A 12,893-nucleotide genomic window follows, 5' to 3' on the forward strand; every position below is an offset into this window, starting at 1 on the left:
CTCTCTCGCGTGACACTCACGTTAGACCCCGAACTGGGGAGCCGTAAATGGCATGCCTGCGGGGGTCAGAGGGAACTACCCTGACCACAGGGGGTTCGATGATGACGGGCGACCGGGACGGTACGCTGCTCGGCTCGGTCCAGCGCGCCATCGCCGTGGTCGACGTCGTCGCCAACGCGCGACGCCCCCTTCCGGTCAAAGCGATCGCCCAGGCATCCGGTCTCACCCTTGGCACGACGTACAACATCGTCCGCACTCTCGTTCACGAGGGTGTTTTGCAGCATGAGCCTGATGGGCTCATCCTCGGCCACCGGTTCTCGAGCCTGCAGCCGGAGCGGACGGATGGTGTCTTCCTGGCGAGGGCACGAGCCACCCTGCGTGAGGTCAGCGGGGAACTCGGCGTCGCTGCCTGCCTGTCCCGATTCGCAGACGGAGAAGTCCACGTCGTCGACATCGTGGAGGGTCCCCACAAGCCCCGGGTCCCTCTCTGGGTCGGGCCACAGGACAGCGCGCACGCTTCCGCCTTCGGCAAACGCATCCTCAGCGACCTGGCGACGGAAGACCGCCTCGACTACCTGGCGCGGCATCCGCTCAAGAAGTTGACCCGGAACACGATCAGCGACCGGCGCACGCTGCTGCAGCACCTCGACACGTACCGTTCCGCCTCGATCGACATGGAGGAGTACGTGCTCGGCTATCACTGCCTGGCTGTTCCCGTGCAGGCACCGGGCGTGATCGGCTCGCTCGCGGTGACCGCTCCGGCAGAGGCGGCGCCCATCGACGTCGCCCAGGTGGTGAAACGGATGCAGTCAGCCGCGTCACGCCTGTCGCTCACCCTGGGTGCGGACGGGCTCGCGTGAGCCGCTTTCACCATCTGAAAATGACGGCCTAGAAACGTGCGTGGCACCCCGACTAGCGTCGATCTGCGGCGTTGCGCCGATAAGCGCGCGCTGCACGAGCGCTCGGCGCTCGGACGACCCTTACCGGGGCTCGTCTTTCGGGGGGAAGAAGAGGTGTCGCGAGATTCGCACATCGCGACATCGTCCGGTCGAGGGGGTGTGTGCCGATCAGGTGCCGCCCCCTCGGCTGTCAACCGGGTTACGGCATCAGACTCGTCGAGACCGCGGTGAACACGGCCATCAGCAGCGGCGGCGCAAGGGCGATCATGGCGGCGGCACTCGCGACCAGGCCGCCGATCGACCAGAGGGAGCGCCGGGTGGCTGCGGTTCGTACCTCGCCATCGAGCGCGTCGAAGCGGGCCAGAAGTTGATCGCAGGGCGCAGAGGCCACCGTGCGCCAGGTGCCCGGATCGTCGACAAGACCGACGATGCGGGCGAGGTCATCCGGACCGAATTGCACCGGCCGCTTCAGCAGCCAGCGTCGCAGCCGACGGGCGTCGAGAACCGCGACGAGATCCGGCCGCTCCTTGACGACGAGCGAAGACGCACCATGGATCGCCACGACCGGCCGGACCCGACCGGGCAGACCCAACCTGGCATGCAGGAGCTTCGTCACCCGGGCGGCCTCGTGCTCGGCGTTGCGGATGTGAGGCTGACGCTGTCCGGACACCATCAGGGTCCGGTTCGCAACCCAGATCGGCTTGCCTCGATGGTGCTTCGTGTTGATCGTGAAGACACCGCCCGGGCCGACCACCAGGTGGTCGATGTCGGCCTCTTTCGTGCCGACCGGCAGGGCGTGAAAGACGGTCCATCCCGTGGGCAGCACATCGAGCATCCGCCCGACCGCGATCTCACCCTGGGCGCCGCGATACCAGGCGATTCCGCTGGTGCTGAGCGGTGACCGGCCGAAGAGGCGTGCCAGGCGACCGCGCTCGATCAGGTGAGCTGGATCGGCAAGGAGCTCTTCGATGACAGCCTGGGCAGCGTGGCGCTGCCGCATGCTCGTGGCTTGGATGGTCACTGGGCTCCCTTTGTAGCTGTTCTCCGACAGTACTGAGCCGCCTCAACGCCGCTGCATCCCCAGAACGGGCTTGCGACAGAGCTGTGTTACTCGACGAAACGGATGCCGTTCTGCAGTCGGGTGCGCAGGTCGAAGAGTTCATTTCCGCCCGCCCGGGTCAGGTCGGGCAGACCGGCGCGGAGGAACCCGGGGACGAACGACGCGCGGATGGCGAGGGTCGCCGCGCCCCGGCTGCTGCCCAGCTGGACGTATGGTGCTTCGAGGGCGGCGTCGGGGAGCACGATGGCCAGTCCGGTGAACTTGACGCGCAGCGAGCGGCTGAGAACCTTGGCGCGAGCGGCGAGATCGTGCATGGGCCGCTCACCGGCGAGGGCTTCGCCGATGAGTTCGCCGCGTTTGATCTTCACCGGGGCGCCCCAGTCCTCGGAGAGCAGGGCGAACAGCCCGGTCGGCCCCAGAACGATGTGGTCGATTTTCTCGTCCGGGGCTCCGGTGGCGACGTCGTGCCAGACGGTGAAGCCGAGGCCCAGCTCGGCCAGGTTGCGGGCGGTGGACTCCTCGGCGAGCGCATCCGCGAGGAGATGCCGGAGTTCCCGCGGGGCGGTGCGGACGAGCGCCGGGTCGTAGGGGTCGGCTTCGACGCCGCGGCCGGTCCACTCCCGCATGAGCCGCAGGTAGCGTTCGCGCCGCCAGCCGCCCGGATGCCCGTACGAACGTGCCCGGGGGCGCGAGTCGGCCTGCGGTTTGGCTGCGGATGCTGCCCAGGTGTGGTGTTCCTCCTGTGTAGCCGTTCCCGTGGAGCGGCCGCGGTCGTAGGCGGCGCGCCCCTCGACGGTTCCGACCCGTTCCCAGGCGAGTTGCACGGCGGTGAACCGCACGGCGTCCCCTCCGGTGTCCGGGTGGGTCTCGCGCATCAGCCGGCGGTAGGCGCGACGCAGCTCGTCCTGGCCGGCTGTCGGGCTCACGCCGAGGACCTCGTAAGGCGTCGCGGAGATCGGGCTGTCTGGCATCCGCTCGCTTTCGGGTGGGGAAATCTGCAGCTTCACGATACCGAGGAAATCTGGGAGGCGGTTCTTCGACCGGACGCCGTCCGCAACTTCGGAGATTTCTTTGAGACGGGGCGTTCTTGAATCTGGACCGGCTCGATCGGAGCAGAATCTCCGAAGTTGCAACCACGACCTCGAACTTAGCTTCAGCCCCGCTTCAGCGCGGCTCGGGCAGAATGAGCGGGGAGGTGATCGGCATGCGGCTGCTCGTGGTCGAAGACGAAGTCCGGCTTGCCGATGGCCTGCGCCGCGGACTCGAGGCCGAAGGCTTCGCTGTCGACGTTGCGCCGACCGGCACCGACGGACTCTGGCTTGCCCGCGAGAATCAGTACGCGGCGATCCTGCTCGACATCATGCTCCCCGGGATGAGCGGGTACCGCGTCTGCGAAACCCTGCGTGCCGAGAAGAACTGGACGCCGATCCTCATGCTCACCGCCAAGGACGGCGAATGGGATCAGGTCGAAGCCCTCGACACCGGCGCCGATGACTACCTCACCAAGCCGTTCTCGTTCGCGATCCTGCTCGCCCGGGTGCGCGCCCTGGTGCGCCGCGGTGCCGCCGAACGTCCCGTGGTGCTGGAGGCGGGTGACATCCGGGTGGATCCTGCCGCGCGGAGGGTGTGGCGCGGTGAGACGCCGGTCGACCTGACCAGCCGTGAATTCGCGGTGCTCGAGTACCTGATGCGAAACCTCGGGGCCGTCGTATCGAAGCGTGAGGTGCTCGACAACGTCTGGGACTTCGACTTCGAGGGCGACCCGAACATCGTCGAGGTGTACGTGCGGCACCTGCGCAACAAACTCGACCGGCCGTTCGGCCGCGAAGCGATCGAGACCCTCCGCGGTGCCGGATACCGATTGGCAGCCAACGGTGGCTGACGAACCCTCCGTCGACCCGGGCGCTCGACGCCGCATCTCGCTGCGGACCCGGATCGTGCTCGCCGCCACCGCGGTCGTCGCCGTCGCGCTCCTCCTCGGTGCGGTCGGATTCGTCGTGCTGCTGCAGGAATCACTGCGCGACGGCGTGCAGGCGACCGCTGAGCAGGGCCTCAACGACCTCGTGGACCGGGTGGGGGTTTCGGGTCTCGAGTCCGTGTCGACGGATGCCGCTCCGCCCGCTGACCCGGACGATGACGCCGAAGTCCCCGACGACGAGGATGACTCGGACGACGACAGCGGCAACGACGATTCGAACGACGACCCGGTCACCCAGAGCACCGAGAAGTTCCTCTCCAATTACGACGATGACGAGGCATTCTTCCAGGTGGTCGACGACGACGGCACGGTCGTCGCCGCGAGCGACAACGCCACAGGAATCGGAACCATTCAGGCCCCGCCAGCCGGCGAGGCACTCACCCTGCCGCTGCCCGGTGAGAGCGGCGAGTTCCTCACCGTCGCCGCCGAGTCCGGCGACCTCTCGATCGTCACCGGCCGCAGCATCACCGCGATCGGCGAGACCACCGCCACCGTCACCCGGTTGCTCACCGTTGCGCTGCCGATCCTGCTGCTGTTCGTGGCCTTCACCACCTGGTTCGTGGTCGGCCGAGCCCTTCGACCGGTCGAGCGGATGCGACGCGAAGTCGACGAGGTGACATCCGCGAACCTGCACCGCCGGATCGCCGACCCGGGATCCCGCGACGAGATCGGCCGCCTCGCCACCACCATGAACCGGATGCTCGACCGGCTCGACGCCTCGCAGAAGACCCAGCGGCGCTTCATCTCGGATGCCTCGCACGAGCTGAAATCACCGCTCGCGTCGATGAGGCAATACGCCGAAGTCGCCCAGGCGCACCCGGATCGGGTCGGCGTCGGTGAACTCAGCGATGTCGTGCTCGATGAGGGCGCTCGGCTGGAACGGCTGGTGCAGGGCATGCTCGTGCTCGCCAGGGCTGATGAAAACGCCCTCGCGGCAAGCCGCACCGCCGTCGACCTCGACGACCTCGTGCTCACCGAAGCACGCCGGCTCAAGGACACCACGTCGCTCTCCATCGATACCGGGTCCGTCGGACCTGCGCGGGTTCTCGGCGACGTGGGCCTGCTCGGCCAGGCCCTCCGGAACCTCGCCGACAACGCCGCCAGGCACGCGGCCGGCCGGGTGCGGTTCGAGCTCTCCGAATCGGACGGGCAGGTGCTGCTTGCGGTGGCCGACGACGGCAACGGCATCCCCGAGGGCGCCAGGGACCGGATCTTCGAACGGTTCGTGCGGCTCGACGAGGCCCGTGCCCGCGAGTCCGGCGGCAGTGGTCTCGGCCTCTCGATCGTGCGGGAGATCGCGCTGGCGCACGGCGGTTCCGTCGCTGTGGCCGCGGGTGCGCTGGGCGGTGCCCGGTTCGAATTGCGGATGCCTGCAGCATCCGATTCGCCTTCCTGAAATTGTCTTCAGGAGGCTTCAGGCTGGCTTCAGCGGGTGCCGGGCACAGTGGAATCACACCACAACAAGGAGGCTCTCGTGAAGAAGAAAACCGTGATCATCGGATCCGCACTCGCCGCTGCACTCCTGCTCGGAGGAACGGGTGCCGCTGTCGCCGCCAACAGCTCGACCGATGACGACACAGCCCTCACCGGAACGACGCTCGAGAAGGCCTCGAAGGCCGCACTGGCCGAAACCGGCGAAGGACGCGTGACCGACTCGGAGACCGAGGACGGCGGCTATGAGATCGAGGTCACCCTCGACAACGGCAGCCAGGTCGACCTGTGGCTCAACGAGTCCTTCGCGGTCGTGCGCGTCGACTCGGATGATGACAACGGCTCCGATGGTGACAACGGGGCCGACGACGACGGGGCCGACGACAACGGAGGCGACGACATCTCGTCGACGGGCTCCGACGACGACGGCGCTCTGACCGCCGACGAGCGCGCCAGTGCCGAGACGGCGGCTCTCGCGGCTGCCCCAGGAACCGTGACAGAGGTCGACCGCAGCGATGACGACGGCTCCGCTTTCGAGGTCGAGATCACGCGCGAAGACGGCACCGAGGTCGAGGTCGAACTCGACACTGGCTTCGTGGTCGTTCACGTCGACGAGGATGACGGCGACGACAAGTAATTCCGCGAACAGAGGGGCCGGGCGCCGTGCGCTCGGCCCATTGTGCAGGCTCAGGCGGGATATGCCGAGCTGCGCCGGCCTGCTCGCGTTTGTAACGCCGGAGATTTTCGCAAATCAGCCCCGGTTGAGGCCGAAGCGCGCTCTCGAAGCCACAATCGCCGCAGTTGCGAACACAGCGAGCCGAAACGCAAGGGGGTTCTCAGCCGAAATACCCCGACGTAGCCTCGGACCCATGAGCGACGAGACACTGAACCCTCCCGGCACCGTCCCCAGCGGCGACCCGGTCAAGAACCCCCCGACCGACGGCAACCTCAGCGACCGGGAACAGACCGACAAAGACATGTCGTACAGCCCGTCGAGCGGCCGCGAGACCGAGGAGCTGCAGGACGCTCCGGACTCTCAGGCGTTCGAGGACGGCGACATCGATGCAGCCAACGTGAACCTGCTGCCGGGCACCGGTGGACCGGACGATGTCGGCGACATCGAGGTCGACCCGGACGAGATCGACCTCGAAGGCAACGCCGGCATCAGCTGACAGCGGTCAGGACTCACGCTGGTAGACGTCCGGGATCCCGTCGCTGTCGGCATCCGCTCGTTCGTCCTCCTCGATCCGGCGGTAGCGCCGGTTGCGGCTGACCAAAACGACGGATGCCAGCACCGCGGCGAGCACGGACGCCAGCAGGATGCCGACCTTGGCGTGGTCGTTCTGCATCGCGCCGCCGAGGCCGAAGCTCAGTTCGGCGACGAGCAACGACACGGTGAAGCCGATGCCGGCGAGAAGCCCGATGCCGATGAGGTCGATCCAGGCGAGGGACGTGTCGAGCCTCGCGCGCGTAAACCGGCTCATCAGCCAGGTCGTCGCGACAATGCCGATCGGTTTGCCGAGCACGAGAGCGACGATGATCCCGATCGTGACCGGGTCGGTGAGGGCGGAGGTGAGCCCTCCCCAGCCGCCGATCGACACGCCGGCGGCGAAGAACGCGAACACCGGGACAGCGAAACCAGCGGAGATCGGGCGGAACCGGCGTTCGAAGGTTTCGGCGAGGCCAGGGCCGGCAGCCGGTCCCCCACCGGCAGCGCTGCGGAAAACAGGTACGGCAAATCCGAGCACGACGCCGGCGATGGTGGCGTGCACTCCGGAAGCGTGCAGCAGCCCCCACGCGAGAACCCCGAGCGGCAGCAGGATCAGCCACGCGGCGCTCGGGTGCAACCGGAAGAACCGACGGTAGCGGTACGCCACGAACGCGTACACCGCGACCGGGAGAAGGAACAGGACGAGCGGGAGCAGCGCGATCTGGTTGGTGTAGAACACGGCGATGATCGTGATGGCAAGCAGATCGTCGCCCACGGCGAGGGTGAGCAGGAAGATCCGCAGGGCGCTCGGCAGGTGGGATCCGATGATGGCGAGCACCGCGACGGCGAACGCGATGTCGGTCGCGGTCGGGATGGCCCAGCCGCGGATCGCCTCCGGGTCGTTGAGGTTGATCGCCGCGTAGATCAGGGCCGGAACGATCACCCCGCCCGCCGCCGCCGCGACCGGGATGACCGCCTTGCTGAACTGGCTGAGGTCGCCGGCGACGAACTCGCGCTTCAGTTCGAGCCCGACGAGGAAGAAGAAGATGGCGAGGAGCCCGTCAGATGCCCAGGCGCCGAGGCTCAGTTCGAGGTGCCACGGTTCGTAACCGACGCGTAAGTCGCGGATCGCGAAGTACGCGTCGGATGCCGGCGAGTTGGCCCAGATCACGGCGATCACGGCCGCGGCGACGAGGAGCAGTCCGCCGACGGTCTCCTTGCGGAGGATGTCGCCGATGCGCACGGCTTCGGAGTAGCTGCCTCGGCCGAGGAAACTGGGCGATGGTTTCGGCGGGGTGCTGGCCACGGGGGCTCCTTGCTGCGCGGGTCGACAAAACAGTGCCGACCAGACTTCCCGGCTCACCGGCATCCACTCTACAACTCAGCCGTTTGCGTCGTCCCAACGAAGCACGCAACGGATGCCGTCCGGTCGGGCTCAGCGGAGGTTGCGCACGGCTTCCAGGGCGATCGTCGATTCGGCGAGCGCCGCGGTGCCGCTCCGCGTGCTCAGCTCGGACAGGGCCGTGTAGATCGCCGTTTTCTCCCCGGCGGCTTCGGCACTGCCGGCGGTGCGCGCGAGGTGGCTGCCGAACAGGACGCAGTCGCGGTGTTCGCCCAGCGTGTCCTGCACACGCTCCCCGGCCTCAGCGATCGACGTCGACCGGCCGACGCCGGCGGCCTCGGCTGCTTCAGCCGCGTAGCGCAGGCGACGACCGGCCCTGCGGACCGCGTGAAGCTGCGACTCGAGGTCCCCGCCCGCTGTCGTGGCGGCATCCGCTCGTTTCTGCACCCGCCGGACCTCGCGCGCCAGCACCTTATTGACGACCTTCTTCACCGACGTAGCGGCGTCATCGGTCAGCGGAGGATTCGCGACGAACCCGTCGAGGTCATCGAGCAACCGGAAGTACTCCGGCGACGAAACCACCGTCATGAGGTGGCGGTGGGCCTTCGCGTAGTGGTCGCGAGAGCCGTCGACCAGCCGGGCCCGGGCGTCCGCCTGGGGCTGACCGAGTTCGTCGAGCAGCGCTTCGGCGCGAAGGGCCTGCACCTCGAGGTCGCGCGCGTTGCCGAGCGCAGAACCGAGGGTGCTGAGGCGGTCGCGCAGGTTCTCGGTGACGCTTCTGTCGAACAGGCCTCGGTAGGCAGCGAGCACGCTGCGCAGGCGCCGCACGATCGTGCGCATGCGGTGCACGGCGTCGGGCTCGTCGGCGCGGGCGGCCGGGTCGGCCTGTTCGAGAGCGTTCACCAGGTCTGCGACCGCCCCGACGATGACAGCGGATGCGTCGCCGCCGGCCGCCAGGCGCGTCGCGTCCGGCGTGGCGGCTTTCAACGCGACACCCGGAAGCACTTCGGTGAGAGAGTCCGCTCCAAGCGCGCGGGCGATCTTCGCGACGCTCGACGAGGGGTGAGCGCCGGCCTCGGCGATGAGACCCTCGATCTGGTCGAGGAGGGCTGTGCGGCCGTCCTCGGTGTCGGGGGCGCCGTCAAGCAGCTCGACCTCCCACTCCCGCCAACTCCGCTCGCCACCATGGCGCGCGTCGATGGCGGTGACCTCGTCGTCGGCGATCTCGACGACACCGGTGCCGTCGGCATCCAGCAGGTGAATCGCTGTGCGCCTGGTCGAGATGCGGGCGAGGGGAGTGAGTTCGCGGTCACGCACCCACGCGCGAATCGGTTCGAGGATCGCATCCGGCACCGTCCCGGTATCGTCGCCGAGCGGCCAATGCAGTTCGGTGCGGCCCTCCGCCGCGGGTTTCTTGATGTGCCAGCCGGCGTCCCCGCCGCCGGTGCGCCGCCGAACGACGATGCGCCGCACCGCGAGGTCGACGGTGTCGGTGTCGTAGTACACGGCCTCGAGATCGACCGGCTCCCGGGTTTCGACCGACGCGATCCCGTCGACGGCACTGAGGTCCGGAACGTTCGCGCCCTCCTCAACGTCATACTTGCGCTCGATCTCGCTCTGGGAGTGGTGGCCGGCCTCGGCGATGTTCGTCATACCCCCATTGTCGACCGCGGGGCTGCCTGGTTGCCACCGCGGATGCCGAGGGTTGCGGCGGGGACGGATGGCGCGGGTGCTCTGGTCGCGCGCCGGTGCACTTCCTGCAGCGCGGGGCGAAAACACCCGCGCGCCAGCCGAAAACGGACGCTGCGGGCATGCGGATGCTGCCTGGTTGCCACCGCGGATGCCGAGGGTTCCGGCGGGGACGGATGGCGCGGGTGCTCTGGTCGCGCGCCGGTGCACTTCCTGCAGCGCGGGGCGAAAACACCCGCGCGCCAGCCGAAAACGGACGCTGCGGGCAGGCGGATGCTGCTTGGGCTCCGGCCGCGGACGTTCGCGGGGGTGTCCCGTGCCGCGCGGGTGCTCTGGTCGCGCGCCGGTGCACTTCCTGCAGCGCGGGGCGAAAACACCCGCGCCTGCGCAACGGCAGACGACGGATGCCACGCCGCCGGCCGCTCCGTCAAGGCCTCGCTCGGCGTGCTGCCGCGGCGTAGCCTCGCCGCATGACCTCCAACGATGCAAGCGACTTCGGCCGCGAAAACAACCCGCTCAGCGCCGACCCCATCAACACCGTGGACAGCGCGGTGCCCGGTGTGCAGTCCCACGTCCCCGGTGAAGACGACTCCGACAGCTCGGTCGGCGGTGTCGCGCCGGGCGGAACGGCGCTCGATCACGCCGGAGACACCGACGCTCCCGGCGAGCAGGGGCTCTCGAACGCTGGGGACTCGATCGGCGACGCCGGCTTCGGCGCCGACCAGGGCATCGGCGACGGCACGGGCCTCGGCGAAGGCAACGGGAACGCGGGCCAGTCATCGGACGACAGCCCGGACCAGTAGCGGCGCCTACCCACCCGGTTCGGACCACTGCAACGGCACACCGCGGGAGTGCGTCCGCAACGAATGAACACGCGGTGCGAGCGCGAACGGATGCGGCGGGCGACGGCCGCTGACCGGTCGCGCGGGTGTTCCGGGTTCGCGTGGGTGCGATCGCAGCAGCGCGACGCACAAAGACCCGCGCGAGCCGCGAAACGGATGCCTCACCGCGGCAAAGCCACCGGGTCGAGGAGCGATCCGACCGGGCTGCGCACCCACCAGGCTCCCGTGGCCCGGTGTTCGGCCGGCGTCGAGTATCGATAGCGGAACGCGCGGGCGCGAATCCAGCGAGGCGGAGCATCCGGGAACGGGTTCTTTCCGATCAGCCGGAGGGTGCGCCGGTCGCCCTCAAGGAGTTTCACGACCAGCATCTGGAACCACCGGGAGTCCGTCGACCCGAGGGCGAGGAACCACATCAGCCAGTCCAGCCGCAGGTGGTACGGCGCGACCTGCGGCGGCATCCGCTTCACGTTGCCCGGTTTGCCCTTGAATTCGTAAGGGATCCATTCCGAAGCGGGCCCCGGCCGCTCGTCGGAGCATCCCTCGACGATGATCTCGATGCGCTCCTTCGTCACCGTGCCGAACGCTCCGTACGCGTTGACGAGGTGATACCGGTTGAAGCTCGCGTTCATCAACTGATGCCGGGCGAACAGGTTGGCCAGCGGCCGCCAGCTGAGCACGAGCAGGAACGCGACGACCGCGATCACGAGCACGTCGAACCACAGCGGCGTCGGCGGGAACTCGGTGTCCAGGCCGTCGAAGGAGAGCACCGCCCGGATCGTGCCATCGTCGATGGCGCAGAACGCGAGCACGATCGTTATCCAGTTCAGCCAGGCGAAGTTGCCGGTGAACACGAGCCACAACTGGGTGAGGATGATGATCGTCGCCGCAACGGATGCCACCGGCTGCGGTGCGAACAGGAAGAACGGCACCACGAGCTGCGCGAAGTGACTGCCGAGCACCTCACCACGGTGGAACCACTTCGGCAGGTGGTGCACGAACCAGCTGACCGGGTTCGGCATCGGCTGGGTCTCGTGGTGGTACATCAGCGCGGTGAAATCGCGCCACTCCCGCCCGCCACGCATCTTGATCATGCCAGCGCCGAACTCGAGCCGGAACACCAGCCAACGCAGGAACAGCAGAACGAGAAACGGTGGCGCGACCTGGTCCGAACCGAGGAACGCGACGACGAACCCGGCCTCGAGCAGCAGGCTCTCCCAGCCGAAACCGTAGAACGCCTGGCCGATGTTCACGATCGAGAGGTACAACGCCCACACCACGAGGAACGAGATCATCGGGAGCCACGCCGGCCCGGATTGCGGCAGGCCGACGACGAGCGTCGCCGAGATTCCCGCGCCACCCGCCGCAACGGCGAGGAGACGGTCGTCGCTGTAGCCCCGGTGGAACAGGCTCGGGAACTGTCTGAAGCTGACCCGGCGCAGGAACCACGGCGCCGGCAACAGTCCTCGCTCGCCCAGAAGCGCCGGAAACTGGTTGGCCGCCGACACGAATGCGATCAGGTACAGCGCCGCGATGCCACGCTGGAGGACCTGGCGGGCGAGCTCATAGTCCTCGGCGGCGAACCACTCCACAAGCCGACGTTAGACCCGTGGCGGTTCCGCTTCAACGGGTTGAAACAGACAGGCCGGGGCGGCGGCCTGCGCAGGAACGCCTGATCAAAATGCAAGAGCACGGATGTTTCTCTGCACTGCCCAGACAACAGTGCCAGTATCGACAGATCGGAATCGGTCATTTCGGCCGGACTAGAAGGGACACGTCATGGCACAGGTGAGCAAGAACCAGAAGGCCGCGAAGGATGCGCTCAAGGACGCCCGCGAGGCGATCAAGGCAGCGATCAAGGCCGCCAAGAAGTCGGACAAGAGCGCTCGGAAGGACGCCTCCGCGCTGCAGGCAGAACTCAAGAAGGGCCTCCCGGCGTCGAAGCGCAACACCGTGCTGAAGCCGGGCACCAGCAGCAAGACGGTCAAGACAGCCAAGCCGGCCAAGGACACCAAGCCGGCCAAGGGCGCCACGAAGGACAAGGGCGCCACGAAGACCTCGAGCGCCACGTCGAGCAAGGCCGCCGACACGTCGCCCGCGAAGAAGGCCACAGAAGCGAAGCCAGGCACCAGGGTCGCGAAGACGGCCAAAGCTGAGAAGACAGCCAGGAGCACCTCGGCCGCGCTGACGAAGCCTGCCACCTCGGCAGCGGCGTCATCGGCCGCCACGAGAGGTCGGCGCAAGTCGGCGGAACCCACGGTTGCACAGCTGCGCGAGCAGGCCAAGGCAGCAGGGCTCTCCGGGTTCTCGGGATTGAACAAGGCAGCGCTGCAGGACCTCCTCGGCTCCCGCTGACGCCTCGATTCGTTAACCTCCCGTTTCCCCTGGCCCACTAAGGTAGGCGGGGTTTGCGGGCGGATGGCGCCTGAGCGGCACCGAAGAAAC

Annotated in this window: 12 protein-coding genes; 7 read left to right on the forward strand and 5 right to left on the reverse strand. The window is 68.1% G+C overall.

Features of this window, described 5'->3' with window-relative positions:
• The first annotated feature begins 98 nt into the window (after nucleotides 1-98).
• A complete protein-coding gene (locus ACLQ62_RS09790) occupies nucleotides 99-860 on the forward strand; it encodes an IclR family transcriptional regulator (protein ID WP_411721444.1) in 762 nt (253 codons plus the stop codon).
• 238 nt (nucleotides 861-1,098) lie between these two features.
• On the opposite strand, the gene ACLQ62_RS09795 is transcribed toward ACLQ62_RS09790, so the two are convergent.
• Nucleotides 1,099-1,920, reverse strand: a complete 822-nt coding sequence (locus ACLQ62_RS09795; RefSeq protein WP_411721445.1) for a nuclease-related domain-containing protein — start codon at nucleotides 1,918-1,920, stop codon at nucleotides 1,099-1,101.
• 86 nt (nucleotides 1,921-2,006) lie between these two features.
• Entirely contained in the window at nucleotides 2,007-2,930 is a 924-nt protein-coding gene (locus ACLQ62_RS09800; protein ID WP_411721488.1) for a J domain-containing protein, read from the reverse strand.
• A 233-nt stretch (nucleotides 2,931-3,163) separates the two neighbouring features.
• Between ACLQ62_RS09800 and ACLQ62_RS09805 the strand changes: the two genes are divergently transcribed.
• The 4 genes from ACLQ62_RS09805 to ACLQ62_RS09820 all read left to right on the forward strand — a co-directional run bounded on the left by ACLQ62_RS09805 (nucleotide 3,164) and on the right by ACLQ62_RS09820 (nucleotide 6,540).
• Nucleotides 3,164-3,841, forward strand: a complete 678-nt coding sequence (locus ACLQ62_RS09805) for a response regulator transcription factor (protein WP_411721446.1) — start codon at nucleotides 3,164-3,166, stop codon at nucleotides 3,839-3,841.
• A complete protein-coding gene (locus ACLQ62_RS09810) occupies nucleotides 3,834-5,333 on the forward strand; it encodes an ATP-binding protein (protein WP_411721447.1) in 1,500 nt (499 codons plus the stop codon). Before ACLQ62_RS09805 ends, ACLQ62_RS09810 begins: the two co-directional genes overlap by 8 nt.
• A gap of 78 nt (nucleotides 5,334-5,411) precedes the next feature.
• Complete coding sequence (locus ACLQ62_RS09815; RefSeq protein ID WP_411721448.1) at nucleotides 5,412-6,005, forward strand: PepSY domain-containing protein; 594 nt, start codon at nucleotides 5,412-5,414, stop codon at nucleotides 6,003-6,005.
• A 232-nt stretch (nucleotides 6,006-6,237) separates the two neighbouring features.
• Nucleotides 6,238-6,540: a hypothetical protein gene (locus ACLQ62_RS09820; protein WP_411721449.1), complete on the forward strand. Its 303-nt coding sequence runs from the start codon at nucleotides 6,238-6,240 to the stop codon at nucleotides 6,538-6,540.
• A 6-nt stretch (nucleotides 6,541-6,546) separates the two neighbouring features.
• Here ACLQ62_RS09820 and nhaA read toward each other — a convergent pair whose 3' ends face one another.
• The gene (gene nhaA, locus ACLQ62_RS09825) at nucleotides 6,547-7,884 is read right to left on the reverse strand and encodes a Na+/H+ antiporter NhaA (RefSeq protein WP_411721450.1); all 1,338 of its coding nucleotides are present in this window, start codon (nucleotides 7,882-7,884) and stop codon (nucleotides 6,547-6,549) included.
• Between the two features lie 129 nt (nucleotides 7,885-8,013).
• Entirely contained in the window at nucleotides 8,014-9,573 is a 1,560-nt protein-coding gene (locus ACLQ62_RS09830) for a CHAD domain-containing protein (RefSeq protein WP_411721451.1), read from the reverse strand.
• 506 nt (nucleotides 9,574-10,079) lie between these two features.
• On the opposite strand from ACLQ62_RS09830, the gene ACLQ62_RS09835 reads away from it, so the two are divergent.
• The gene (locus ACLQ62_RS09835) at nucleotides 10,080-10,412 is read left to right on the forward strand and encodes a hypothetical protein (protein WP_411721452.1); all 333 of its coding nucleotides are present in this window, start codon (nucleotides 10,080-10,082) and stop codon (nucleotides 10,410-10,412) included.
• 200 nt (nucleotides 10,413-10,612) lie between these two features.
• Here ACLQ62_RS09835 and ACLQ62_RS09840 read toward each other — a convergent pair whose 3' ends face one another.
• Nucleotides 10,613-12,040 (reverse strand): lipase maturation factor family protein, encoded by a 1,428-nt coding sequence (locus ACLQ62_RS09840; protein ID WP_411721453.1) that lies wholly within the window; start codon nucleotides 12,038-12,040, stop codon nucleotides 10,613-10,615.
• 187 nt (nucleotides 12,041-12,227) lie between these two features.
• On the opposite strand from ACLQ62_RS09840, the gene ACLQ62_RS09845 reads away from it, so the two are divergent.
• The gene (locus tag ACLQ62_RS09845) at nucleotides 12,228-12,803 is read left to right on the forward strand and encodes a hypothetical protein (RefSeq protein WP_411721454.1); all 576 of its coding nucleotides are present in this window, start codon (nucleotides 12,228-12,230) and stop codon (nucleotides 12,801-12,803) included.
• The last annotated feature ends 90 nt before the right edge of the window (nucleotides 12,804-12,893 follow it).

It is taken from the genome of Mycetocola sp. (genome assembly GCF_046716805.1).
In the GTDB taxonomy this organism is placed as follows: domain Bacteria; phylum Actinomycetota; class Actinomycetes; order Actinomycetales; family Microbacteriaceae; genus Mycetocola_A.

Bases quoted from the DNA above. Each gene is read 5' to 3' on its own strand.
- ACLQ62_RS09820 (WP_411721449.1), top strand. From the start codon at position 6,238: ATGAGCGACGAGACACTGAACCCTCCCGGCACCGTCCCCAGCGGCGAC.
- ACLQ62_RS09835 (WP_411721452.1), top strand. From the start codon at position 10,080: ATGACCTCCAACGATGCAAGCGACTTCGGCCGCGAAAACAACCCGCTC.
- ACLQ62_RS09830 (WP_411721451.1), bottom strand. From the start codon at position 9,573: ATGACGAACATCGCCGAGGCCGGCCACCACTCCCAGAGCGAGATCGAG.
- ACLQ62_RS09800 (WP_411721488.1), bottom strand. From the start codon at position 2,930: ATGCCAGACAGCCCGATCTCCGCGACGCCTTACGAGGTCCTCGGCGTG.
- ACLQ62_RS09805 (WP_411721446.1), top strand. From the start codon at position 3,164: ATGCGGCTGCTCGTGGTCGAAGACGAAGTCCGGCTTGCCGATGGCCTG.
- ACLQ62_RS09845 (WP_411721454.1), top strand. From the start codon at position 12,228: ATGGCACAGGTGAGCAAGAACCAGAAGGCCGCGAAGGATGCGCTCAAG.
- ACLQ62_RS09790 (WP_411721444.1), top strand. From the start codon at position 99: ATGATGACGGGCGACCGGGACGGTACGCTGCTCGGCTCGGTCCAGCGC.